The following is a 23,854-nucleotide window of genomic DNA, read 5'->3' on the forward strand; positions in this document are numbered from 1 at the left end:
CATGTCGCCAGCCAATGCCAAGCTCAACGCCTTCCCCGTCTTCCTGCGGGTCGACGGCGAAGCCGTGGCCATCGTCGGCAATGGCGAGGAGGCACTGGCCAAGGCCAGGCTGCTTGCTCAGTCAAACGCGACGCTGCGCATCATTGCGGACAATGCCGATCCCGAGCTTCTGAATTTCATTGCAACCGCCGGCGCTGTCCACGTCGACGTCGCCTACGATGCCGCGCACCTCGAGGACGCGGCCATGGTGTTTGCCGCCAGCGGCGACGAGGCGCTCGACCGTCGCGTCGTCGAAGACGCCCGCCGGCTGGGCATTCCGGTTAACGCCGTCGACCGGCCTGTGCTCTGCGATTTCTTCACCCCGGCGCTGGTCAACCGCGCGCCGGTCGCCATCGCCATCGGCACCGAGGGCGCCGGCCCTGTGCTGGCGCAGCTGCTGCGGGTGCGCATCGATCGCATGCTGTCGCCGTCGCTTGGCCGGCTGGCGGCCTTGGCGTCGTCGTTTCGCACTGCTGCCGAGCGGCTGCCGAAGGGCAATCGCCGCCGCCGGTTCTGGAGCGATTTCTTCGCCGGCCTCCCGGCCAAGGCGGTTGAAGCCGGAGAGTTCGCCAGGGCGCATAGTGCTGCGCTCGAACTTCTGACTTCGGACGCGCCGACCGCAGGTCACATCGCTCTGGTCGGCGCCGGCCCGGGCGCGGAGGATCTTTTGACGCTGCGCGCCCACCGCCTGCTGATGGAGGCCGACGCGATCGTCTATGACGCGCTGGTGCCGGAAGCGATCGTCGCCATGGGGCGCCGCGATGCCGAGCGCTTGCCTGTCGGCAAGCGCAAGGGCTGCCATTCCAAGAGCCAGGAAGAAATCAACGCTCTGCTCATCGAGCTTGGCCGCGCCGGCAAGCGCGTGGTGCGGCTGAAATCAGGCGATCCGCTTGTGTTCGGGCGGGCGGGCGAGGAAATGGCAGCACTTCGCGAGGCCGGCATCGCCTATGAGGTGGTTCCGGGCGTGACTGCCGCCTTCGCCGCGGCCGCCGATTTCGAATTGCCGCTGACGCTCCGCGGCGTGACGTCCTCGATGGTGTTCACCACCGGGCATGACCTCAAGGGCAACTCACTGCCCGATTGGGCAAAACTTGCCATTTCCGGCGCCACCGTCGCCGTCTATATGGGCCGCTCGGTCGCAGCCGAGGTCGCCGGTCGGCTGATCGAAGCCGGGCTGTCGCCCGATACTGCCGTCGCCGTGGTGGAGAATGCCAGCCTTGGCAATCGCCGCCGCTTCCACGGCACGCTCGCCGACCTGCCGTCGCTGGAAGCGCGCGCCGATCTTACCGGTCCGGTCATGACCATCATCGGCGACGCGGTCGCCGGCGCCAATTTCGAACAATCCGAGCCGCTTGCGGCGCACACGCGTGAAGATACGGCCGGCGTAGCGGCCGAAGGAGTTGAGCAATGAAGGTTCTGACCGCGAACAGGCTCTCGGACGGTATCGCCGTCTGGTACGCCGATGGCGGCTGGGCGGAGACCGTCACTCGTGCCGACATCGCCCATGACAAGGCGGCGGAGGATCGGCTCGAGGCCATCGGCGCCGCGGCCGCTGCCAACAACGAAGTCGTCGACGTCAACCTGATCGATGTGACCGTGATCAACGGCGCGGTCGAGCCGGTGCGGCTGCGCGAGAAGATCCGCGCCGCGGGCCCCACCATCCGCACCGACCTCGGCAAGCAGGCGAGCCCGGCTCCGGCACGGGCGGCATAGACACAAGAAAGCGGGCGGACGCGCCCTGAAAGACGAAGCATGTACCGTTACGACGAGTTCGACCACGATTTCGTAAAGGCCCGCGTCGCCGAGTTCAGCGACCAGGTGCAGCGCCGGCTTGCCGGCGAGATCACCGAGGACCAGTTCCGGCCGCTCCGGCTGATGAACGGCGTCTATTTGCAGCTGCACGCCTATATGCTGCGTATCGCCGTGCCCTACGGCACGCTGAACAGCAGGCAATTGCGCATGCTCGGCCACATCGCCCGCAAATACGACAAGGGCTACGGCCACTTCACCACGCGCCAGAACATCCAGTTCAACTGGCCGGCGCTGTCCGACATCCCGGCGATCCTTGCTGATCTGGCGAGCGTCGAGATGCATGCCATCCAGACCAGCGGTAACTGCATCCGCAACGTCACCGCGGACCATTTCGCCGGCGCGGCCGCCGACGAGGTTGCCGATCCGCGTCCCTATGCGGAGATCCTGCGCCAGTGGTCGTCGGTGCATCCGGAGTTCTCGTACCTGCCGCGCAAGTTCAAGATCGCGGTGACCGGCGCCGAGCGTGATCGCGCCGCCATCCAGACGCACGACATCGGGCTGCATCTGAAGAAGAACGCGGCCGGCGAGCTGGGCTTTGCCGTCTATGTCGGTGGCGGCCAGGGCCGCACGCCGATGGTCGCCAAGAAGATCCGCGACTTCCTGCCGGAAGCCGAGCTGTTGTCCTACTGCACGGCGATCCTGCGCGTTTACAACCTCTATGGCCGCCGCGACAACAAGTACAAGGCGCGTATCAAGATCCTCGTCCACGAGACCGGGGTCGAGGAGATAACCCGCCAGATCGAGGCCGAATGGCAGGAGTTGAAGGACGCGGAGCTGAAGCTGCCGGACGACGACATCCAGGCGATCAATGCCTATTTCGCGCCGCCGGCATTGCCTGACCGGCCGGAAGGCGACGCGCAGGTGAACGAGGCGCGGCTCGATTCCAAGAGTTTTTCGGAGTGGCTCTACCAGAATGTCATAACGCATCGCCACCCCGACTATGCGGCGGTGACGATCTCGCTCAAGGGCATCGGCGAGGTGCCCGGTGACGCCTCCGACAGCCAGATGGAGGCGGTTGCCGACATAGCCGAGAAATACGCCTTCGACGAGCTGCGCGTCAGTCACGAGCAGAACCTGATCCTGCCGCATGTGGCGCGCGCCGACCTCAAGGCCGTCTATGACGCGCTGGTCGAGATCGGCTTGGCGACCGCCAATTCCAACCTGATCAGCGACATCATCTCTTGCCCCGGCCTCGACTATTGCGCGCTTGCCACGGCGCGTTCGATTCCGGTCGCGCAGGAAATCTCGCGCCGCTTCGCCTCGCTGGAGCGGCAGCGCGAGATCGGTGAGTTGAAGCTGAAGATCTCCGGCTGCATCAACGCCTGCGGCCACCACCATGTCGGCCATATCGGCATTCTCGGCGTGGAGAAGAAGGGCTCCGAGCTCTACCAGGTCACGCTCGGCGGCTCGGCCGACGAGAACACGTCGGTCGGCGAGATCATCGGCCGCGGTTTCTCTTCGGAAGAAATCACCGATGCCATCGAGCAGATCGTCGACACCTATCTCGGCCTTCGGCTCGATCCCAGTGAACGTTTTATCGACGCCTACCGCCGTGTCGGTCCCGCGCCGTTCAAGGAGGCGCTCTATGCTGGCGAAACCAAGGCCGCTTGACCGGATCGGCGGCGTCGAGGCCGGCGTTGCCGCGGAAGCGGCGGGGCTCGACGCGCTGCTCGGCCATCTGAAGCCGATCGAGATCATCGAGCGCTCGGCGCGTGAATTTTTCCGCGGCGAGGTTGCCGCCGTGTCGTCCTTCGGCGCCGATTCGGCAGTCCTCCTGCACATGATTGCCGAGATCGACCGCTCGCTGCCGGTGATCTTTCTCGACACCGGCAAGCATTTCGAGGAGACGCTGGGCTACCGCGACGCGCTGGTCGCCGATTTCGGCCTGACCGATGTCAGAGTGATCAAGCCGAACGAAGCGGCGCTCGAACGCGTCGATCCGACCGGGCGGCTGCATGAGACCGATACCGACGCCTGCTGCAACCTGCGCAAGGTCGAGCCGCTGGCGCGTGGCGTCGAGCCGTTCCGCGCCTGGTTCACCGGGCGCAAGCGCTTCCAGGCTTCGACGCGCGCGGCACTCCCGGTCTTCGAGGCCGTCGGCTCGCGCATCCGCATCAATCCGCTCGCGCATTGGACGACATCCGACCAGGCCGACTACATGCGCGCGCATGCGCTGCGCGAAAACCCGCTGGTCGCCTATGGCTATCTGTCGATCGGCTGCTTCCCCTGCACGCAGCCGGTACAGCCAGGCGAGGATGCGCGCAGCGGCCGCTGGGCGGGGCACGCCAAGACCGAGTGCGGCATCCATCTGTCGGGGCTGGAGAAGTCGCTGACCGACGCATCACTTTAAGGACAGCCGCTACTCAGGTGAGGCCGGCCTGCAAATGGCGGGTTCCTGCGCTTTCGGAGCTCGCGTAGTTGAAGTACGCTCCGCTCCCGTTCTCGAAAGCCACCTTTTTCGACTCCGGGCCGACCTGAACAGCGACATATCCTTTCATTCTTAGGGCATTAGGATCTTAGGGCATTAGGAATTTTGATGACTGAGCCGACCAAATCGGAAACCCGCCTCTGGACCCCGAACGGTTTCCGCGAGGACGAATGGACCCATGCCGAGAGCGCCGAAGCGCTTGCCGGCAATGGCCGCTTCATCCTCCCGTTGCAGGCCTTTCTCGGGCTCGATGACGATATCCGCAGGTCGGCCAAGGAGCGCCTCGGCGTGCTCCTGCTCCCCGGCGACGAGCTCGACAAGATCGTCGGCCTGCTCGACCAGCTGTCGCTGGTGGCGCTTGCCTTCCCGGCCTTCAACGACGGCCGCTCCTTCTCCAAGGGCGAATTGCTGCGCACCCGGCATAACTTCAAAGGCGCGGTGCGCGCCACGGGCCAGGTCCTGGTCGATCAATTGCCGCATATGCTGCGGCTCGGCTTCGACGAGTTCGAGGTCTCCAATCCGGTGCTGTTGAAGCGGCTGGAGGAAGGGCGCACAGGAGGCTTGCCAGTCTATTACCAGCCGGCGGTGGAGCCGGAAGCCAAGGGCCCGAAATATTCCTGGCGGCGCAAACGCCCGGGCTGAGCCGTCCCCGCGCTGACCGCCGAAGGCAGCCATCCGGTAAACCAAGCGAGCCTGCAGCTTTGGTCTGACCAAGCACCTTGCTTTTGACGTCTTGGCGCGGTCGGTTCAGTTCTACGCGCCTCTTTGCAACAATCTGGTCAGACCACTTCTGCGAATTTCACTTTCTCTTTTGCCGTCTTGCCCTTAGGATACGGTGATTATTTCGCGCTCCGAAATAAACAGCCGGCAAAGGAGGAAACGGCATGGCAGGCAAGAAGATACTGATGCTCGTTGGCGAGTTCAGCGAAGAATACGAGATTTTCGTTTTTGAGCAGGCGATGCATGCGGTCGGCCACACAGTCCATGTCGTCTGCCCGGACAAGAAGGCCGGCGACGTGCTCAAGACCTCGCTGCACGACTTCGAGGGCCATCAGACCTATACGGAAAAGCTCGGCCACGACTATATCCTCAACAAGACATTCGCCGAGGTGAATCCCGCCGATTACGACGCGGTCTACGCTGCGGGCGGACGCGGGCCGGAATATATTCGCATCGACAAGCGCGTGCAGGCGCTGGTCAGGCATTTCCACGAGACCGGCAAGCCGATCTTCACCATCTGCCACGGTGTGCAAATCCTGATCGCGGTCGACGGCGTGGTGCGCGGCAGGGAGGTGGCGGCGCTGCAGTATTGCGAGCCCGAAGTGACGCTTGCCGGGGGCACCTATATCGACGTGTCGCCGACCGGCGCGCATGTCGACGGCAATCTGGTTTCGGCAAAGGGATGGCCCGGCCTTGCGTCGTTCATGCGGGAGTGCCTCAAGGTGCTTGGCACCGAGATCCGTCATGGCGAGGCTCTGATGCGCGACGAGCGCAGAGCCGCATAGCTCCTCAGCGCCTTACGCTGTGGAACTGGGGAAGGGCGGTCTAGTGCTGCCGCTGGCCGTCCTTGTCCGTCTCGGCGCCGTCCAGGCGGTCGAGCAGATCCGTGAACTGCTTGGGCACTTCTTTTTCCAGGCGAAATGCCGGAAGCGTGCGCAGAAGGCGCTTGGTCGCTTCGGTGCCAACCTGTCGCCTGATATCGTCGGCGAGCTTGGCGCGCCTTTCGCCGATGTTGCCCTTCATGGTCCCAAAATCCTGTGTCGGCTTCGAAACTCTCGCAGCCCGGCAATGGTTCCCGCATAGGCCCTTAGCGGCAAGCAAAGCCGTCCGGTACGGTAAAATTTGAATTAATTTGGAACGATCGCGGAAGGGCCGTCATCGGTGCTTGCCCCTTGATTTTTGGCCCCTAAACATCGATATCGGGCGCAAATCCAAACCAATCCGAATGACGGGAAACGGCGATGAGCGACCAGGCAAAAGACGAACGCGCGCCCGAGGAAATCGAAGCCAGCCAGGCTTCCGAGGCCCGGGCTTCCGGCGAACGTGCGGAAGGCGGCGTCGACGGCGACTATGAGGCGCTTGTGCGGTTGCTGAAGGAAAACGAGGAACTGAAGGATCGGGCGCTTCGCGTAGCTGCCGAAATGGAGAATCTGCGGCGCCGTACCGCGCGTGATGTACATGACGCACGCACCTACGCTGTGGCCAATTTCGCGCGCGACATGCTGTCGGTGTCGGACAATTTGCGCCGCGCGCTGGACGCCATTCCGACCGAGGCCAAGGCCTCCGGCGATGCCGGCTTCAAGGCGCTGATCGAGGGCGTCGACCTCACCGAGCGCGCCATGCTGGCGGCGCTGGAGCGGCACGGGGTGAAGAAGCTTGCGCCCGAAGGCGAGAAGTTCGACCCGAACTTCCATCAGGCGATGTTCGAAGTGCCCAACCCCGACGTTCCGGCCGGGACCGTGGTCCAGGTCGTGCAACCCGGCTATTCGATCGGCGAGCGCGTGTTGAGGCCGGCGATGGTCGGCGTCTCCAAGGGCGGCCCAAAGGCCGCCGCCGCCGAAGCGCCGGTCGAGCCGGGTCCGGTGAACGAGCAGGCCGAGAAGGATGCGTGAAGGGAGCCAATAGCGAATAGGGAATAGCGAATAGGGAAGGACGGTACCAACCGCACCGCTTCGTGATATTCACTGTGCACTGACTATTCGCCAATCACTATTCGCTCGCCCATGAATCCCATCGAGCTGCTCGACTATGCCGGCGTCGCCGTCTTCGCGGCGACCGGCGCGCTTGCCGCGTCACGCAAAGAGCTCGATATCATCGGCTTCCTGTTTCTGGCCAGCATCACCGGCATTGGTGGCGGAACGCTGCGCGACGTCATTCTCAACCTGCCGGTGTTCTGGGTCGCCAACAGCGGCTATGTGCTGATCTGCGCCGTGATGGCAGTGCTTGTCTTCTTCAGCGCCCATCGTGTGGAATCCCGCTACAAGCTGCTGCTCTGGCTCGATGCGATCGGACTTGCCGCCTTTGCGGTGATGGGGGCTGCAAAGGGCCTGGCGATCACCGGATCCCCGGTCGTTTCGGTCATCACCGGGGTGCTCACCGCGACCTTCGGCGGCATATTGCGCGACCTGATCGCAGGCGAGCCTTCCGTGCTGCTCAGGCCCGAAATCTATGTCACCGCGGCGCTTGCGGGTGCAGCGCTCTTCACGGTTGGCGATCTCGTTGGCATGTCGGCCCTGCCATCCAGCCTGCTCGGCTTTGCGGCGGCCTTCCTGGTGCGGGGCGGGGCGCTCAAATTCGGCTGGTCGTTCCCGGCCTATAAGAGCCGGCCCGGGCGAAGGCCGGAGGATATTCCGTGATAGCAAACAGCGAATAGCGAATAGAGAGTAGCGAATAGGGCTGTTGTAGTCAGCCTACTATCGTTAGTTCCTTCGCTATTCGCTATTCGCTATTCGCTATTCGCTATTCGCTAGACTCACGCCGCGAAACGCTGGCCTTCGCCGCCATAGTAGTTGACGTAGCGGGCGCCGATCTCCTTGACCGGCATGACGACGAAAATGTCGACGGTCGAGAATTCGTGGTCGATGACGCAGCCGTCGCCGATGCGGGCGCCGACACGCAGATAGCCTTTGACGAGCGGCGGCATGGCGGCGATCGCGGCCTTGGCATTGACCGCCTCGATCGGCATCAAGTCCATCGAGCAGTAGCGGCCGGCCACCGCCCGGACATCCCAGGCCTGGTCGGTGCGGCAGTGATGGGCGAGATAGGTAAGCGCCTCCGCATGCGCCGCCGGCACGGTGCCGTGGAAGGAGGCGCAGCCGGTCATCACGCCGATGCCATAGTGGTTGATATAGGCCCAGATGCCTTGCCAGAGCGCCTCGATGGTGCGCTTGGAGCGGTATTCCGGCAGCACGCAGGAGCGCCCGAGTTCCAGGAAGCGTTGGCCCGGATGGCGCGCCACCAGCTTGGTCAGCTCGAACTCGCCCTCGGAGTAGAAGCCGCCCGCCGCGGTGGCGATCTCCTGCCGCAGCAGGCGATAGGTGCCGACGATACGGCGGTGCTCTGGGCCGGGAAGCGAGGTGTCGAAAACCAGGAGATGATCGCAGAGCGGGTCGAAGCGGTCGGCATCGCGCCGATCCTGCGCCTGGAACAAATCCTTCCTCGCGCCGAGCTCGTCATAGAATACCCGATAACGCACTTCCTGGGCGGCGGCGATCTCGGCCCCGTTGCGGGCGAGCCGCACTTCCAGGTTGCCGATGCGGCCCAGCGGTGCGCCGCTTGCGAAAGCGTCGGCGGCACGCGCGCCGAGAAGGGCGCTGGCGTTCGGCCGAGTATCGCATTCAGGCATGACTGTATGCACGAGTGATTCTCCTTCGAGCCATCCCTCTTGGCACGGGGATACGGTGTAGGTGCAACAGGATTATGACAGTACCGTGATACGGCGATCCCGGCAATACTTCGTCGGCTGGGCAACACCCTCAACCGGCTATCTTATGGCTGCGAAAGCCAAGCAATCCAAGGCGTTCCGGAAAGTCTAAAAAATTCGTTACGCCGCTGCCTGGCTCTCGACGGCCTGGACGAGCGCATCGGGGTCGAGAGGCTTGGTGACGAAGCCGCTGGCGCCGTGGGCCAAAACCGTGTGGCGCGTCTTTTCCTGGCTGTCGGCGGAAAGCACCATGATCGGGATCGGCGGCACGGCAAGCGCTTCCTCATGGCGGCGGATGGCGGCGATCGCGTCCAGCCCGTCCATCACCGGCATGTGGAGATCCATCAGCACGACATCGAAACGATGCTTGAGGCCGGCGTCGGTGACGGCTTCGACCGCGGCCTTGCCGTTGCTGACGATCTTGACGCGATGTCCAGCCTTGAGCAGCGTGGCGCGGGCAAGCATCGCGTTGATGTCATTGTCCTCCGCGATCAGCACGGACAGGCCCTTGTCGCGGCGGCGGACGGACGCGGTGCCGCGCGGTTCCGACCGCGGCTCGGCGGGTGCCGGCACATGGCTGGTCAACAGCACGCGCAGCAGCGTTTCGCCGCGCACCGGCCGGGCGAGGAACGTCGCGTAGCCGTTGGCGCGGAATTCGCCAAGCATGCCGCGATCGGCGGGTGCGATCAGGGTGATGGCCTGGCAGTCGACAAAACCGCTCTGACGCAGCCGCTTGAGCAGGCGGCCGTCGCTGTTCTCGAGCGCGGCGTCGACCAGAAGCACGTTGCAGCCGGCGGCGAAGGCAATGGCCTGGTCCGGCGTGGCCGCGATCTCGACGGCACCGCCATGCGCGCGGATGGTGCGAGCGATGGCATCGGCCTCGACGGCATTCTTGGACACGATCACCGCGCGTCGGCCCGAGAGGATGTCCCGGCGATACTGTGGCGGTTGGGTTGCCGCGGTCGCCGGAATGTCGAAGACGAATTCGGATCCCTCGCCTAGCCGGCTCGAAACCGAGATCGTGCCGCCCATGGCGATCACCAGGCGCTTGGAGATGGCGAGGCCGAGACCGGCGCCGCCGTGCACCCTGGTCGAAGTACCGTCGGATTGCTCGAATTCCTCGAAGATGCGCTCCATATCCTCTTCGCGCAGCCCCGGACCGGTGTCGGCGATGGTGAAGCGGATGCGGTCGGTGCTCTCGGTGCTGGCGCGCGCGACGGTAAGCAGCACGCCGCCTGTGTCGGTGAACTTGACGGCATTGCCGATGAGGTTGAGCAGCACCTGGCGCACGCGACCGGGGTCGGCGGTGATCATCTGCGGCACGTCGGGTTCGACGTGACAGCCGAGGCCGATGGTCTTGGAGAAGGCCTTCGCGGCCAGCAGCTCGATGATGTTGTCGGCGATCTCACGCAGTGATGTCGGCTGCGGCTCGGGATCGAAGCGGCCGGCCTCGATCTTGGAGTAGTCGAGCAGATCCTCGATCAGCGCCAGCAGCGAGCTTGCGGAAGTCGAGACGGCGCCGACATAGGTACGCTGCTCGGGCGACAGGTCGGTGTCGGCAAGCAGCTTCGCCATGCCCATGATGCCATTCATCGGCGTGCGGATCTCGTGGCTGACGGTGGCAAGGAAGCGCGACTTGGCCTGGCTGGCGTATTCGGCCCGCTCGCGGGCGGTGATCAGCGACGATTCGGCGCGCTTGCGGGCGGTGATGTCACGGGCGATCGCCCGGTGCGAAACAGCACCGGTGTCCCTGTCCCGCACCGAGAGCTCGATCCAGGAGAACCAGCGCGGCCCGTTCGGCGTGCGGATGGCGACATCGGTGGAGCTCAGGCATTCATGATCCGAAAAGGCGGCCTCGGGCACGACGCCGACGTCGATGCCGAGCTCGGAAAGCGTCTTGCCTGCGAGGTCGCGCTGATCGATCTCGACGAGCGAGGCGAACACCTTGTTGGCGTAGACGATATGGCCGTCGCGGTCGCGATGGACAACGAGGTCGCCGAGCGCATCGATCAGACCGCGAAAACGCTCTTCGCTCTCCTGCATCTCCCACATGCGATCGGCGAGGGTCTCGATCTCGGCGCGGCTACGGGCGGCCGTCTCGTCGAGAAGTGCGGCGGTGCGCCGCTCGGCGCGCTGGTTGCGCAGATGCATCATCAGGCCGCCCAGACCCGTCGCCAGGAGGCCTATGGTGATGAAGATCGGCGCTCCGGTGAGATGCGCCAGCCCGGCCAGGACGACTATGGCGACGATCGTCAGGAACGGCAGGCCTTCATGACTGTCCGCTTGCAATGCGGGGACCAGCGGCGGCGCGACAAGCACCTGCCGCTTCGGCGCGTCAGGACCCAGTCCGTCGTCGCCTGCGGCTTTGCTGTCCTGTCTGAAGTCGGAGTCCGCGAGCATGCGGAAAACCTTGCCAGACAGAGATTATGGAAGATTGCGGCGGATCGTTCGAATTTTAGTCGTCCGTGCCGATAACCGGCAGTTTTTGCCTGATTTTGGGCAGTTCGGACGGGAAATCGCCGAACGCTATTCCTGGGATCGCCCTACAGATCGACGACCACGCGGCCTCTGATCCTGCCCTCCACAATATCGCGCGCGGCGCCGATGATGCCGTCGAAGCCGATCGAGCGCGACAGGGTCGACAGTTTCTGGAGGTCGAGGTCGGCGCCGATGCGGCGCCACGCCTCGAGGCGGACCGCTTTCGGCGCCATGACGGAATCGATGCCGAGCAGCGATACGCCGCGCAGGATGAAGGGGGCGACGCTCGTCGGAAGGTCCATGCCGCCGGCCAGGCCGCACGCGGCGATCGCGCCGCCATAGGACGTCATCGACAGCACGTTGGCCAGTGTATGGGTGCCGACCGAGTCGACGCCGCCGGCCCAGCGTTCCTTGGCCAGCGGCTTGGCCGGCTGGCTGAGGTCGTCCCGTGAGATCACCTCAGCCGCGCCGAGGTCGATCAGATAGGGGCTTTCAGCATTGCGCCCGGTCGAGGCGATCACATGGTAGCCGAGGGTGGAAAGGATCGAGATGGCGACCGAGCCGACGCCGCCGGCGGCCCCCGTCACCACCACCGGTCCGCGATCCGGCACGATGCCATGCCGCTCCAGCGCCATGACGGCGAGCATTGCCGTATAGCCGGCGGTGCCGACTGCCATCGCATCATGCGGGCTCATCCCGTCGGGCAGCGGCACCAGCCAGTCGCCCTTGACGCGGGCGCGGGCGGCAAAGGCGCCGTAATGCGTCTCGCCGACGCCCCAGCCATTGAGGATGACCTTGTCGCCCTTGCGCCAGTCGGGGTGCCAAGATTCGATGACAGTGCCGGCGAAATCGATGCCGGGCACCAGCGGCCAGCGGCGCACGACCGGGGCCTTGCCGGTGATGGCCAGCCCATCCTTGTAATTCACCGTCGTCGCCTCGACGGCGACGGTGACATCGCCTTCCATCAGGTCAGCTTCGGTGAGGTCGACGATCTCGACCGACTGCTTCTTCTCGGCGTCGCGCGAAACGAGGATGGCTTTGAAGGTATCGGACACTTTGGTCTCCTCGTTTTGTTTGAAACAAATTTGCGGCGGTGGCCGCGCTTGGTCAATTGCCTGGATCCTGGGACCTGGTTTCCCGCCGCCAGCCGATCAGCTCGTCGAACACGACCAGCGCGGCGCCGACCGAAATGAAGGCGTCGGCAAAGTTGAACACCGCGAAGGACCAGACCGGCGTGTGGAAAAGAATATAGTCGATCACGTGGCCGTAGACCGCGCGGTCGATCAGATTGCCGAGCGCGCCGCCGACGATCAGGGCGAAGCCGATCCGGGCAAGGACGTGGCCGGCGGGCGTGCGCACCGCCAGATACAGCACGAAGGCGACGACAAGCGCGGCGATGGCCACCAGGCCGGTGTCGCCGAAGGACGAGAACATCGAGAAGGCGATGCCGGTGTTGTAGGTGCGAAACAGCGCCAGGAAAGGCAGAAGATCGACCTTTTCCTGGAAGGCGAGGCCGTTTTCCACCAGCTGTTTTATCCACTGGTCGAGTGCGATAGCGAGCACGACCAGCAGGGCGTAAGGGGACCAGGATTTCACGTTTTCGCAGCCCTCATCGCGAGTCGGCAGTGGGGTCGAGCTTCAACGCGCCACGCCGGATTTCGAACAGCATGACGCCGGTGGCAACCGCCAGATTGAGAGAATCGGCGCGTCCGGCCTGCGGGATCCTGAGCAGCCGGTCGCAACTGTCGGCAAGGCTGTCGGGCAGGCCCTGCTGCTCATTGCCCATCAACAGCAGCACCGGGCCTCTCGAAAAGTCGACCGACCGGTAGTCGACCGCGCCCTTCAGATGCGTTCCGGCGACGAGGCCCGGAAAGTCGCGCCGCCAGGCCAGAAAAGCCTGCTCCGTCGCCTTCGCGACCGGCACGGCAAAGATCGAGCCCATGCTGGCGCGCACGGTTTCCAGCGAAAACGGATCGGTGGTGTCGCCGACCAGGATGACGCCCCTCGCGCCGACGGCGTCGACGGTACGGATGACGGTGCCGAGATTGCCGGGATCGCGAACGCGGTCGAGCGCGACCCAGACGTCGCCGTCCGTGGCGCGGATATCCTTCAGCGGCAGCGTCTGCTGGACGAAGACGCCTACGACCATTTGCGGATTTTCCCGGCGGGTGATTGCCGCCAGCACCTTTTCCGAGACTTCGAGCACAGTGCCGCCGGCGGCGACAGTGCGCGCCGCGACCTTTTCTATCGCCGCGTTGCCGCGCCCGGCCTTGGCGAAGACGAGCGTCCTGATCGACCAGCCGAGGTCGAGTGCGTCGATGACCAGCTTCAGGCCTTCCGCCATGAAGGCGTTTTGCTGGTCGCGAAACTTCTTCAGCGCCAGCGCCTTGATGTCTTTGACCAGCGGATTGGCGAGGCTGGTGACTTCCTTGACCTGCCCGACGGGCCGGGCGCCATCATGCGGGACCATTCAAGCCACCCAGCGCGAGAACAGCGAGGTCGACAGCGCGCGGCCGGCGGATTTCTCGCGGATGATCAGCTCGCCGGATTCGACCGTGCCGCCCATGCCGGCGAAGGCGTCCCGCATCAAGGCATGGATGGCGAAGAAGGAGGCGCGGATCGAATATGCGGTCAGCACCACGGCGATCGGCTTCGGCGTCAGGATCGAGCGGCAGAGATCGGTGAGGCCCGGCAGATCCTCGAACAATTGCCAGACTTCGCCCTTGGGACCGCGGCCATAGGCGGGCGGGTCGAAGAGCACGATGTCGTAGTGGCTGCCACGGCGCTCCTCACGCTCGGCGAACTTAACCGCGTCCTCGACGATCCAGCGGATCGGCTTGTCGGAGAGGCCGGCTCTCTCCTGGTTCTCGCGCGCCCATCCGATCGCCTTCTTCGAGGCGTCGACATGAGTGACCTCTGCGCCGGCGCGCGCCGCCACCAGCGAGGCAAGGCCGGTATAACCGAAGAGGTTCAGCACCTTGATCGGGCGCTTTGCCGCGGCGATCAGGCCGGCCATGTGGTCCCAATGCGAGGCTTGTTCGGGAAAGACGCCGACATGGCGGAATGAGGTGAAGCGGCCGAGATAGTCGATGCCGTCATGCTTCATCGGCCAGGTCTCGCCGAGCGGCGTTTTTGGAAAACGCCAGCGGCCGATGCCTTCCTCGTCGGTGTCGCCGGTGAAGATGGCGTCGGCGCGCCGCCATTCCTTGGCGGGAAGCGCCCGCTGCCAGATAGCCTGGCCTTCGGGGCGCACGATGCGGTAGGGCCCATACTGCTCCAGTTTTTCGCCGGCGCCGCTGTCCAGCAGAGCATAGTCGGCGTTGGGCGCAACCTCGAGGATCAGCGGCAGGCGCTCGGCGGGCAACGGGCCTTCGCGGCGTGCAAGAGGGCGCTGCGCTGGTTTTGCTTCCTGACGATGATGCGGCTCCGACCTCTCCGCCGAAGCCGCCTCCCGCAGCCGCGACTGGCTGGGGGGATTCGCCGGCTGGCGCGGACGGTTGTCGCGGTTTCGGTCGCGAAAGGACTTCAAGAACAATCTCCGGAACGGCACGCCGCTTTTGGCATAGGCCCTTGACCTTCGCAACCGCATGGTCCGGCGCTGTTCTGTCGCGATGCGATGGACCTCGCCCGAAGAAACGGGCAAGTCTCCGGTCATGTCCCGTTCCGAACGCCTGCTCGACCTGATCCAGATTCTGCGCCGCCACCGCCGGCCGGTCAGCGGCCGCACGCTTGCGGAGGAAATGGGCGTGTCGATCCGCACGCTCTATCGCGACATCGCGACGCTGCAGGGGCAGGGCGCGCCGATCGAAGGCGAGGCGGGGCTGGGCTATGTGCTGAAGCCCGGCTTCATGCTGCCGCCGCTGATGTTCACCGACGAGGAGATCGAGGCGATCGTGCTCGGCTCGCGCTGGGTGGCGAAACAGCCGGACAAGCGGCTGGCCGCGGCGGCGGCGGATGCGTTGTCCAAGATAGCGGCGGTCTTGCCGGACGATCTGCGTGACGATCTCGACGCCACGACGCTGCTGGTCGGGCCGAATTCAGCGAGCGACGAGGCGATCGATCTCGGCATCGTCAGGCAGGCGATCCGCAGCGAGCGCAAGCTCGGCTTCCTCTACCGCGACGCCGGCGGCGCGGCCTCGGAGCGCATGGTCTGGCCGTTCGCGCTCGGCTTCTTCGACAAGGTGCGGGTGATGGTGGCGTGGTGCGAGCTGCGCCAGGATTTCCGGCATTTCCGCGCCGACCGCATGGCCGATCTCACAGCCACCGAGATCCGCTATCCGCGCCGCCGCCAGGCGATGCTCAAGGAATGGCGAGCGACGCTCGATGAATCGGCCCTGAAAACGGCGCAGGAGCCTACTGGCTGATCGCTGCTGCCACAATCTGACAGTGGGATGATCTAGCTTGGCCAAGGTTCAAACACCTTGGAGACCGACATGACCACGCCCAATTTCGTCATCCTCTATGTCGACAGCCCCGAGAAGAGCGGCGCGTTCTACGCCTCGCTGCTCGGGCGCCAGCCGGTAGAGGCCTCGCCCACCTTCGCCATGTTCGTCCTCGACAACGGCTTCAAGCTCGGCTTGTGGTCGCGCCACACGGTTGAACCGGCGGCCGCCGCCGCGGGCGGGGGCGGCGAGCTCGTGCTTGCGATGGAGAATGCGGCCGCGGTCGACGCCACGCATGCGGACTGGGCGGAACGGGGGCTGAGAATCCCACAGGCACCGACCGACATGGATTTCGGACGCACCTTCGTGGCGCTCGATCCCGACGGTCATCGGCTGCGTGTCTATTGGCCGAACGAGGCAGCAGGGCAGTAGGGCGGTAGGGCGGTAGGGCGGGGGCGGTAGGGGTGTGAGCTTCCTGATTGCTCACTACCCTATCTCTTACTGGCTTGTGCTGAGCGCCTTGTAGACGGCGATGCCGGCGGCGAGATCTTCAAGCGCTGCGCCGACCGACTTGAACAGCGTGATCTCGCTCTCGCTTTGCCGGCCCTGTTTCTCGCCACGCGCCAGTTCGTGCAGGTCGGCGATGACCGCTTCCGGCTTCAGGACACCGGAAGCCAATGGCTGCACGATGTCGCCGGCCTCCTTGGTGGCGCCGGCGCGGGTATCGACATAGACGCGGGCGCGGGAAATGGCATCGTCGTCGCTCTCGCGCATCTGCGGCGTGAAGCCGCCGACCAGGTCGACATGGGCGCCCGGCTTCAACAGCGCGCCCCTGATCAGCGGCGCGGTCGTGATCGTCGCCGACGAGACGATGTCGGCCTCGCCAAGCTCGGTTTCGAGGTCGCCTGCCACGCTTGCTGGAAAGCCTTCGGCATGCAGCGCCGCCGCGACCTTTTCGGCATTGGCCGGCGTGCGGTTCCAGATGCGGATCGACTTAACGGGCCTCACCGCCGAATGCGCCTTGGCGAGGAAGGGTGACAGCGCGCCGGCGCCGATCACCAAGAGCCGCGAGGCGTCCTCGCGGGCGAGATAGGATGCGGCGAGCGCCGAGGCGCAGGCGGTCCGCCATTGCGTCAGCCGCTGGCCGTCGATCAGAGCCTGGGGTTCGCCGGTCACGCCGTCGAGCAGCAGATAGAGGCCCATCACCGCCGGCTTGCCGATCGCGTTATTGTCCGGCGAGACGGTGACGATCTTGACGCCGATATGGCCGCCGGCCGAGGTGCCGGCGGCGTCGAAGTCGGTCCAGGCCGGCATCAACAAAAGCGTCGAGGCGGCGCCGTCCGGCCGCTCGATCGCGTGATGGTGGCGCACCGGCTGCACGGCGCCTTCGCGGAAGGCGGTGCGCAGTGTCTCGACCAGACCTGAAAAGGTCAGCGCGCGGTCGACCTCGGCGGCCGAAATAGTCAGCATGGAAAGCTCCGTAAGGCGCTGTTTAGTTCGTCGGCTTGGGCAGCGCCGGTCCTTTCGGCGCAGCGGGTGCGCGGCTAACTGCCTGGCGCAAGTTCTCGGCCTCCAGCCCGCGCTGGCGCGCGAGCTTGCGGTAGCGGCCCTGCTTCACCCAGGTCGCCATGCTACCGACGATCATGCCGATGGCCAAAGCCAGGAACAGCAAGATGAAGAGCGGCAAATTCAGCGTCAGCGCCGGATTGCCAGGGTGGAACGGGTCGAGCGTGAAGGCGACGAGGCCGCGATTGGCGACGGCAAGCGCGATCAGGATGACGGCCAGCGGCACGAAGACCACGACGAGCATGACGCGATTGAACATCAAATCTCCTGGAGGTGGCTTAAACGCCGAAACGTCGTTTCCGACCTGCCGGCGCGGCGCCTATTTGCCGCCGTTCAGCCTTTCGCGCAACTCCTTGCCGGTCTTGAAGAACGGCACCCACTTCTCCTCGACCTCGACGGATTCGCCGGTGCGGGGGTTGCGGCCGGTGCGGGCAGGACGGTTTTTCACCGAAAAGGCACCGAAACCGCGCAACTCGACCCTGTTGCCTTCGGCGAGCGCGTCGGTGATCTCGTCAAAGATCGCGCCGACGATGTTTTCAACGTCGCGGAGGAAAAGATGGGGGTTGCGCGCGGCAATGATCTGCACAAGCTCGGACTTGATCATGAACGTTCCCCGTAAACCACTGCGGTCAAATATCAGGATGATTTTATTGCTTTATTTGGCTCGTCCCAATGGTTGTCAAGGGTGCCAGACCGAAACGAGACCGTCAAGGAACAAGCGGTCGGCGCCAAGCTCGTGAATGATGTCGCCGCCGGCATCCGGCAGGCCGAGCGCGTTGGCGACGGCTTTGGTCATGCTTCTCGAAAACAGGAGGCCGTGCCCCTCCGTATCCTTCCATTCGACGACCTTGAGCTTGCTGTCGACGCCTTTGGTCGCCAGCCAGTTGATCGCCTCGGGTTCGCCGCCAACGGCATCAACCAAGTGATTGGCGAGTGCCTGGCGGCCGGTGAAGACCGAACCGTCGGCCAGCGCCTGCGCCTGCTCGCGGGTCATCTTGCGCCGTTCGGCGACAATGCCGACGAACCAGTCATAGCTGTCGAGGATGAGCTTGCGCACCATGGTGCGCTCGTCGTCATTGGTCGGCTTGAACGGCGAGGGCGCAGCCTTGAGCGGCGAGGACTTCACTTCCTCGAGCTTGATGCCGAGCTTGTCCATCAGGCCGCTCACGTCGGGATACTGGATCAGCACGCCGATCGATCCGACGATCGAGGTCTTGCGGGCGACGATGTGGTCGGCCGCGCTTGCGATCATATAGCCGGCGGACGCGGCCAGCGTGCCGACCTCGGCCACCACCGGCTTGTCGGCGGCGAGCTTGCGCACTTCCTCATAGATCGACTCGCCGCCGACCGTGGTGCCTCCGGGCGAATCGATCGACAGGATGACGCCCTTCACCGTTGCGGACTTGCGGATCGTCTCCAGTCTTTTGATCAGCTCCTCGTCCTCGGTGATGGTGCCTTCAATCTTGACCTTCGCGATGTGGTCGATCGCCTGACCGGTGAAATCGTCACCATAGATCCATGCCGAAAACGCGATCAGCGCTGCCGCCAGAATTACAAACGCGGTCACGCGCCAGAACGTCAGCTTGCGGCGCAAGCGGCGGCGGTCGATCAGGTCGTCGGCTCTCATTGCCATGGTCAGCCTCACATTCGGTGGGAAAGGACGCTTTTAAAGCAACCATCCGCGCGGGGCTACCGTTTCCTGACGCCCTGGCCCTGACAGGTCTTGGCGCAACGCGGCGGTCACGACGACCTCACGAAAAATTAACGCAGCCCGTTCCTATCTGCTATGAAGAGCTGGCAGTGCAGCCGGATTCGTCTTAGTCGTACGGTAGTAGCCGTCACATTTTTGCAGTTTTCCTCCGCTTGTGCTTGCTTGCGGGGACCGGCATACCACCTATAGGCGGTGTTTGGCGGGGCAAGGGCTCATTAGAAAATAGTCATGTTGGCGCGATCTGACGAAACGAGCGATGCCGAAACGGTATCGGCTGCCGCTGGCGAAAGCGGCACGCGCGGCGATGCGTTCGATCGTGCGCAGCGGCATTCGCGCCGCGTGCGCGTGTTGAAATTCGCCGTGCCGCTGCTGGCGGCGGCAATTGCGATCGCCTTTCCGGTCTATTCTTATCTCGCCGCGCCGGTGTCGATCTCGGTGCAGGCCGACGGCACGGCGTTTTCGGACGGCAAGCTGGTGATGGCCAACCCCAAGCTCAACGGCTTCACCAAGCAGAAACTGCCTTATTCGCTGACGGCGACCAGGGCGACACAGGATGTCGGCAAGCAGGGTATCATCGACCTCGAGGGCATCAATGCCAAGCTGCCCGTCGCGAGCGACAATGTGGTGGCGGTCAACGCCGCGCATGGCATCTACGACCGCGACGCCAACACGATGGACCTCACAAGCGATGTCCTGGTGACGACGAGCGACGGCATGGAAGCCAAGTTCAAATCGGTCTTCCTAGACATGGGCAAAGGCTCTATGAAGACCGACAATCCGGTCGATGTCAGCCGCGGCGGATCGCGCATCACCGCCGACTCGATGTCGGTGGAAGAAAACGGCAAGGTCGTGGTCTTCGAGAACCGGGTGCGCGTCAACATCGACGCGGCAAGTCTGAAGGCGGCAGAGGCAAAGGGCGGAGAGCAGAATGCGTCGCAGTAGTTCGGCAAGGCTTGCAGCGGCGGCCTCTCTCTTCATGTTGCTCGGGGCGGCGCCGGCGCTTGCCCAATCCGGCGGCACCAGCCAGATGTCCGGCCTGAAATTGTCAGGCGACCAGCCGATCCAGATCGAAAGCGACAAGCTCGAGGTCCGCCAGGCCGACAGCGCGGCTATCTTCAGCGGCAACGTCACCGTCAATCAGGGGCCGACGCTGCTCAAGGCCGGCAAGATGACGGTCTATTACGTCAAGGATCCAAACGCTCCCAAGGGCGCGGCGGCGGGCGCATCGGCGATGACCGGGGCAGCCAATATCGACCACCTCGTGGTCGAGAACAAAGTCTATATTAAATCGAACGACCAGATCGCCACCGGCGACAAGGGCACGTTCGACATGAAGACCCAGGTGCTCGTTCTTTCCGGCAGCGAAGTCGTGCTCTCGCAGGGCGACAACGTGCTCAAGGGCTGCAAGCTCACCGTTCAGATGAAAAGCGGCCTTGCCAATGTCGACGGCTGCGGCACCGGCGGTCGGGTTATCATGTCGATTACGCCGCAGAAGCAGGGCGCGCCCCAAAAGGGCACGGCCCAGCAGGGAGCGTCGAGCAACTAATGGTCGGCGTATCGTCGCTGCTGGCCCGCCTCCCGGGGCGGACGGCCGCAAAAGCGTCTGCGCCGGCGACGATCGGCGCCGACAAGGCAAAGTTCAAGGGCACCCTGATCGCCAAGGGCCTGACCAAGAGCTATAAGGGCCGCAAGGTGGTGAGCGGCGTGACGCTCGGCGTGCGGGCCGGCGAGGCCGTCGGACTGCTTGGGCCCAACGGCGCCGGCAAGACCACCTGTTTCTACATGGTCACCGGTCTCGTGCCGGTGGACGAAGGCACGATCGAGATCGACGGCTTCGACGTCACCTCGATGCCGATGTACCGGCGCGCCCGCCTCGGCATCGGCTATCTGCCGCAGGAAGCGTCGATCTTCCGGGGCCTCAACGTCGAGCAGAACATTCGCGCCGTTCTGGAAGTGGTGGAAAAGAGCCGCAAGGAACGTGAGCGCACGCTCGACGAGCTGCTCGAGGAATTCCACATCAGCCATCTGCGCAAGGCGCCGTCGATGTCGCTGTCCGGCGGCGAAAGACGCCGCCTCGAGATCGCGCGGGCGCTGGCGACGCGGCCGGCCTATATGCTGCTCGACGAGCCCTTCGCCGGTATCGATCCGATCGCGGTCGCCGACATCCAGCAGCTCGTCCGCCATCTGACCGCGCGCGGCATCGGCGTGCTGATCACCGACCACAATGTGCGTGAGACGCTCGGCCTGATCGACCGCGCCTATATCATCCATGCCGGCCAGGTGCTCACGCATGGCCGCGCCGACGAGATCGTCGCCAACGCCGATGTGCGGCGGCTCTATCTCGGCGAGGGTTTTACGCTCTAGACGCGAAAATTCCGGTTCCGCGGCAATTTCTCGCTGAATTTTCCGGCTTTATGCCTGCTCTGTCCGCGAATAACGCTCCGGTAAGCCGTCTCTGCTAGCGTTTTCCTTGACAAGCAAAAGCCGGGCCAGTTTCTATGCCCGACCGAAAAACGGCAGCTCGATGCGTAGACGAGGCGTTTGAATCCAACCATGGCGCTGGCGGCCAAACTGCAGCTCAGACAGTCCCAGTCGCTGGTGATGACGCCCCAGCTGATGCAGTCGATCCGGCTGCTGCAGCTCACCCATGTCGAGCTCGACCGCTTCATCGACGAGGAAATCGAGCGCAATCCGCTCTTGGAGCGAGCCGAGCCGCAGGACGATGCGGGCGGCGACCAGCCGCAGAAGAGCGAGACCGCTCCAGAATCCGCCGCCGGGGACGACTGGTTCGAAAGCGAGACGGAATGGAGCGCCGAGGCGATCTCGGAAAAGCTCGACTCTTCGCTGGAGAACCTGTTTCCCGACGACCCCGGCACCAGCGAAAAGCTCGGACCGGATCTCACCGCGCAGTGGAAGTCGGCATCCGCGGGCAGCGCCGGCAGCGCTTCGTCGGAAGGCTTCGACGTCGGCGAGATGGCCGCGACCATCGTGACGCTGCGCGAGCATGTCGGCGAACAGATCGCGCTTGCCTTCTCCAAACCCGCCGAGCGCCTGATTGCCGGCGAGCTTGCCGACAGCCTCGACGAAGCGGGCTATCTGCGCGCCGATCTGGAAGAGATTGCCGCGCGGCTGGGGGCGGACATGGGAGCGGTCGCGCGAGCCCTCGCGGTCTGCCAGACCTTCGAGCCGGCCGGCCTGTTTGCCCGCGACCTCGCCGAATGCCTGTCGCTGCAGCTTGCCGCACGCGACCGGCTCGATCCGGCGATGAAGGCCCTGGTGGCTAATCTCGAACTCCTGGCGCGGCGGGATTTCCAGACGCTGAAACGCATCTGCGGCGTCGACGAGGAAGACCTTCTCGACATGCTGGCCGAGATCCGGGCGCTCGATCCGCGTCCCGGCACCGCGTTTTCGGGCGGCGCGAGCGACGCCATCGTTGCCGACGTCGAGGTGCGGGCCGCTGCCGACGGCAGCTGGGCGGTGGAGCTCAACGCCGACACGCTGCCGCGAGTTTTGGTCGATCATGTCTATTTCGCCCGGGTTTCCGGCCATGCCAAGGACCAGGCGGAAAAGGAGTTTCTGGCCGAATGCCTGCAGAACGCCAACTGGCTGACGCGCAGCCTCGACCAGCGGGCGAAGACGATCCTGAAAGTGGCTTCGGAAATCGTGCGCCAGCAGGACGCGTTCCTCGTCCATGGCGTGCGGCATCTCAAGCCGCTCAACCTGCGCACGGTGGCCGACGCGATCGGCATGCATGAATCGACGGTGAGCCGCGTCACTGCCAACAAATACATGCTGACGCCTCGCGGCGTGTTCGAGCTGCGCTATTTCTTCACCGCTTCGATCGCCTCGGCGGAAGGCGGCGAAGCGCATTCGTCGGAAGCCGTGCGTGACCGCATCAAGCAGCTGATCGACGAGGAAAAGCCCGCCGATGTGCTTTCCGACGACGCTATCGTCGACATGCTGCGGGAAAGCGGCGTCGACATCGCCCGCCGCACGGTCGCCAAATACCGGGAAGGCATGAACATTCCTTCATCGGTGCAGCGGCGCCGGGAGAAGCGGGCGCTGGCCAACGCCGGGCGATAGGGCAGTTGATATTCATCGGGCCTGACCTAGTTTGGTCCGAGCTGAGGAATGGCGATTTTTCACAGTTTTCGTGTTTCATTGACAAGCTGCAATGAAGTGTCTAGAAGCCCGCCCGCATGAGCCGGGCCGTGATGCCCGCCTCGCGAATGGCTCCGTCAAAGCGAAGGCCTCGGACGGCCAGAAGGCGACTTGTGATCAACCGGAAAGTTCGGGTCTAAAATCGGCGCGCGTGCCGCCGCAAAGCTTGTGCGCGCGCACCACGGGTATAAACTTGGAACAGTTTGAAGCCTGAGCAGGGAAGGTCAGTTTTCAGATGAATCTGCGCATTTCGGGAAAACACATGGACATCGGCGATGCGTTCCGTACGCGCATCAACGATCGTGTCAACGAAGCGATTGAAAAATATTTCGATCGGGGTTTTTCAGGACATGTAACGGTCATCAAAGCGGGATCGCGCTTCTCGGCCGATTGCATGATCCGCCTCGATTCCGGCGCCTCGCTGCAGGCGACCGGGGACGCCCAGGATCCCACGCTTGCCTTCGAGGCGGCCGCCGATCGCCTCGAAACGCGGCTCAGGCGCTACAAGCGCCGGCTGAAGTCGCACAATTCCAGCAACGGCAACGGCGAATCCACCGACATCGCCTACGCCGTGATGGAGCCGCTCGCCGACGACGAAGAGGAAATCCCGGAGAACTTCGCTCCGGCCATCGTCGCCGAATCGACCGTGACGCTTCGCACCATGTCGGTGGCGTCTGCCGTCATCGAACTCGATACCAAGGACAGCCCGGTTTTCGTCTTCCGCAACGCCGGAAACGACCACGTGAATATTGTCTACCGCCGGCCGGATGGAAACATCGGCTGGATCGATCCGTCGACCACCAAAGTCGCGCAGGGATAAGAAAGCCGGCCGCGCGAGGGGGACGACCGGCGCG

General features: G+C 64.4%; 26 protein-coding genes. 15 read left to right on the top strand and 11 right to left on the bottom strand.

What is annotated here, in order from left to right; all coding sequences use genetic code 11:
- The first annotated feature begins 1 nt into the window (after position 1).
- From cysG to P9230_RS16110, 6 genes are all read left to right on the top strand, one after another.
- Positions 2-1,450 carry a siroheme synthase CysG gene (gene cysG, locus P9230_RS16085; protein ID WP_278119885.1) on the top strand — a complete coding sequence of 483 codons (1,449 nt, stop codon included), beginning with the start codon at positions 2-4 and terminating at the stop codon, positions 1,448-1,450.
- Positions 1,447-1,752: a DUF2849 domain-containing protein gene (locus P9230_RS16090; protein ID WP_095800580.1), complete on the top strand. Its 306-nt coding sequence runs from the start codon at positions 1,447-1,449 to the stop codon at positions 1,750-1,752. Before cysG ends, P9230_RS16090 begins: the two co-directional genes overlap by 4 nt.
- Before the next feature lie 39 nt (positions 1,753-1,791).
- A complete protein-coding gene (locus P9230_RS16095; protein ID WP_278119888.1) occupies positions 1,792-3,462 on the top strand; it encodes a nitrite/sulfite reductase in 1,671 nt (556 codons plus the stop codon).
- Positions 3,437-4,201: a phosphoadenylyl-sulfate reductase gene (locus P9230_RS16100; RefSeq protein WP_127324656.1), complete on the top strand. Its 765-nt coding sequence runs from the start codon at positions 3,437-3,439 to the stop codon at positions 4,199-4,201. Before P9230_RS16095 ends, P9230_RS16100 begins: the two co-directional genes overlap by 26 nt.
- 186 nt (positions 4,202-4,387) lie before the next feature.
- Positions 4,388-4,921 (top strand): DUF934 domain-containing protein, encoded by a 534-nt coding sequence (locus P9230_RS16105; RefSeq protein WP_067318908.1) that lies wholly within the window; start codon positions 4,388-4,390, stop codon positions 4,919-4,921.
- Between the two features lie 242 nt (positions 4,922-5,163).
- A complete protein-coding gene (locus P9230_RS16110) occupies positions 5,164-5,784 on the top strand; it encodes a DJ-1/PfpI family protein (RefSeq protein WP_127216994.1) in 621 nt (206 codons plus the stop codon).
- Between the two features lie 40 nt (positions 5,785-5,824).
- Here the strand turns inward: P9230_RS16110 and P9230_RS16115 are convergent, their stop codons facing one another.
- Positions 5,825-6,022, bottom strand: a complete 198-nt coding sequence (locus P9230_RS16115) for a hypothetical protein (protein WP_278119891.1) — start codon at positions 6,020-6,022, stop codon at positions 5,825-5,827.
- Positions 6,023-6,240: 218 nt separating this feature from the next.
- Here P9230_RS16115 and grpE point away from each other — a divergent pair, with 218 nt between their 5' ends.
- The gene (gene grpE, locus P9230_RS16120; RefSeq protein ID WP_067318900.1) at positions 6,241-6,891 is read left to right on the top strand and encodes a nucleotide exchange factor GrpE; all 651 of its coding nucleotides are present in this window, start codon (positions 6,241-6,243) and stop codon (positions 6,889-6,891) included.
- Between the two features lie 111 nt (positions 6,892-7,002).
- Complete coding sequence (locus P9230_RS16125) at positions 7,003-7,635, top strand: trimeric intracellular cation channel family protein (protein WP_067318898.1); 633 nt, start codon at positions 7,003-7,005, stop codon at positions 7,633-7,635.
- 116 nt (positions 7,636-7,751) lie between these two features.
- Here P9230_RS16125 and P9230_RS16130 read toward each other — a convergent pair whose 3' ends face one another.
- The 6 genes from P9230_RS16130 to P9230_RS16155 form a co-directional block, all read right to left on the bottom strand.
- The gene (locus P9230_RS16130) at positions 7,752-8,636 is read right to left on the bottom strand and encodes a GNAT family N-acetyltransferase (RefSeq protein ID WP_082953625.1); all 885 of its coding nucleotides are present in this window, start codon (positions 8,634-8,636) and stop codon (positions 7,752-7,754) included.
- Positions 8,637-8,822: 186 nt separating this feature from the next.
- Complete coding sequence (locus P9230_RS16135; protein WP_095800575.1) at positions 8,823-11,102, bottom strand: PAS domain-containing hybrid sensor histidine kinase/response regulator; 2,280 nt, start codon at positions 11,100-11,102, stop codon at positions 8,823-8,825.
- Between the two features lie 143 nt (positions 11,103-11,245).
- Positions 11,246-12,235 (bottom strand): MDR family oxidoreductase, encoded by a 990-nt coding sequence (locus tag P9230_RS16140; protein WP_278119894.1) that lies wholly within the window; start codon positions 12,233-12,235, stop codon positions 11,246-11,248.
- A gap of 52 nt (positions 12,236-12,287) precedes the next feature.
- On the bottom strand, positions 12,288-12,776 hold the full coding sequence (gene lspA / locus P9230_RS16145) for a signal peptidase II (protein WP_067318893.1): 489 nt from the start codon (positions 12,774-12,776) through the stop codon (positions 12,288-12,290).
- Positions 12,777-12,789: 13 nt separating this feature from the next.
- Positions 12,790-13,650 (bottom strand): RNA methyltransferase, encoded by an 861-nt coding sequence (locus tag P9230_RS16150; RefSeq protein ID WP_127216572.1) that lies wholly within the window; start codon positions 13,648-13,650, stop codon positions 12,790-12,792.
- Positions 13,651-14,709 carry a class I SAM-dependent rRNA methyltransferase gene (locus P9230_RS16155; protein ID WP_278119897.1) on the bottom strand — a complete coding sequence of 353 codons (1,059 nt, stop codon included), beginning with the start codon at positions 14,707-14,709 and terminating at the stop codon, positions 13,651-13,653. It lies immediately after the preceding gene.
- 124 nt (positions 14,710-14,833) lie between these two features.
- Here P9230_RS16155 and P9230_RS16160 point away from each other — a divergent pair, with 124 nt between their 5' ends.
- Together P9230_RS16160 and P9230_RS16165 are read left to right on the top strand one after the other, a co-directional pair.
- Entirely contained in the window at positions 14,834-15,544 is a 711-nt protein-coding gene (locus P9230_RS16160) for a YafY family protein (RefSeq protein WP_278119899.1), read from the top strand.
- Between the two features lie 69 nt (positions 15,545-15,613).
- Complete coding sequence (locus P9230_RS16165) at positions 15,614-15,994, top strand: VOC family protein (protein WP_278119901.1); 381 nt, start codon at positions 15,614-15,616, stop codon at positions 15,992-15,994.
- A gap of 66 nt (positions 15,995-16,060) precedes the next feature.
- Here the strand turns inward: P9230_RS16165 and P9230_RS16170 are convergent, their stop codons facing one another.
- The 4 genes from P9230_RS16170 to sppA all read right to left on the bottom strand — a co-directional run bounded on the left by P9230_RS16170 (position 16,061) and on the right by sppA (position 18,761).
- A complete protein-coding gene (locus P9230_RS16170) occupies positions 16,061-17,032 on the bottom strand; it encodes an ornithine cyclodeaminase family protein (protein WP_278119903.1) in 972 nt (323 codons plus the stop codon).
- Between the two features lie 22 nt (positions 17,033-17,054).
- Positions 17,055-17,387, bottom strand: a complete 333-nt coding sequence (locus P9230_RS16175) for a DUF1049 domain-containing protein (protein ID WP_067004057.1) — start codon at positions 17,385-17,387, stop codon at positions 17,055-17,057.
- Positions 17,388-17,447: 60 nt separating this feature from the next.
- Positions 17,448-17,732 carry an integration host factor subunit beta gene (locus tag P9230_RS16180; protein WP_027165368.1) on the bottom strand — a complete coding sequence of 95 codons (285 nt, stop codon included), beginning with the start codon at positions 17,730-17,732 and terminating at the stop codon, positions 17,448-17,450.
- 75 nt (positions 17,733-17,807) lie between these two features.
- Positions 17,808-18,761: a signal peptide peptidase SppA gene (gene sppA, locus P9230_RS16185; protein WP_278119905.1), complete on the bottom strand. Its 954-nt coding sequence runs from the start codon at positions 18,759-18,761 to the stop codon at positions 17,808-17,810.
- A gap of 306 nt (positions 18,762-19,067) precedes the next feature.
- On the opposite strand from sppA, the gene lptC reads away from it, so the two are divergent.
- The 5 genes from lptC to raiA all read left to right on the top strand — a co-directional run bounded on the left by lptC (position 19,068) and on the right by raiA (position 23,820).
- The gene (lptC, locus tag P9230_RS16190; protein ID WP_067004053.1) at positions 19,068-19,781 is read left to right on the top strand and encodes an LPS export ABC transporter periplasmic protein LptC; all 714 of its coding nucleotides are present in this window, start codon (positions 19,068-19,070) and stop codon (positions 19,779-19,781) included.
- A complete protein-coding gene (locus P9230_RS16195; protein ID WP_067004051.1) occupies positions 19,768-20,385 on the top strand; it encodes an LptA/OstA family protein in 618 nt (205 codons plus the stop codon). Before lptC ends, P9230_RS16195 begins: the two co-directional genes overlap by 14 nt.
- Entirely contained in the window at positions 20,385-21,203 is an 819-nt protein-coding gene (lptB, locus tag P9230_RS16200) for an LPS export ABC transporter ATP-binding protein (protein WP_067318880.1), read from the top strand. The genes P9230_RS16195 and lptB overlap by 1 nt, the downstream gene beginning before the upstream one ends.
- A 189-nt stretch (positions 21,204-21,392) precedes the next feature.
- Positions 21,393-22,922 carry an RNA polymerase factor sigma-54 gene (gene rpoN / locus P9230_RS16205; RefSeq protein ID WP_095823503.1) on the top strand — a complete coding sequence of 510 codons (1,530 nt, stop codon included), beginning with the start codon at positions 21,393-21,395 and terminating at the stop codon, positions 22,920-22,922.
- A gap of 313 nt (positions 22,923-23,235) precedes the next feature.
- A complete protein-coding gene (gene raiA, locus P9230_RS16210) occupies positions 23,236-23,820 on the top strand; it encodes a ribosome-associated translation inhibitor RaiA (protein WP_067004045.1) in 585 nt (194 codons plus the stop codon).
- The last annotated feature ends 34 nt before the right edge of the window (positions 23,821-23,854 follow it).

The organism is Mesorhizobium sp. WSM4887 (genome assembly GCF_029625865.1).
GTDB lineage: Bacteria > Pseudomonadota > Alphaproteobacteria > Rhizobiales > Rhizobiaceae > Mesorhizobium.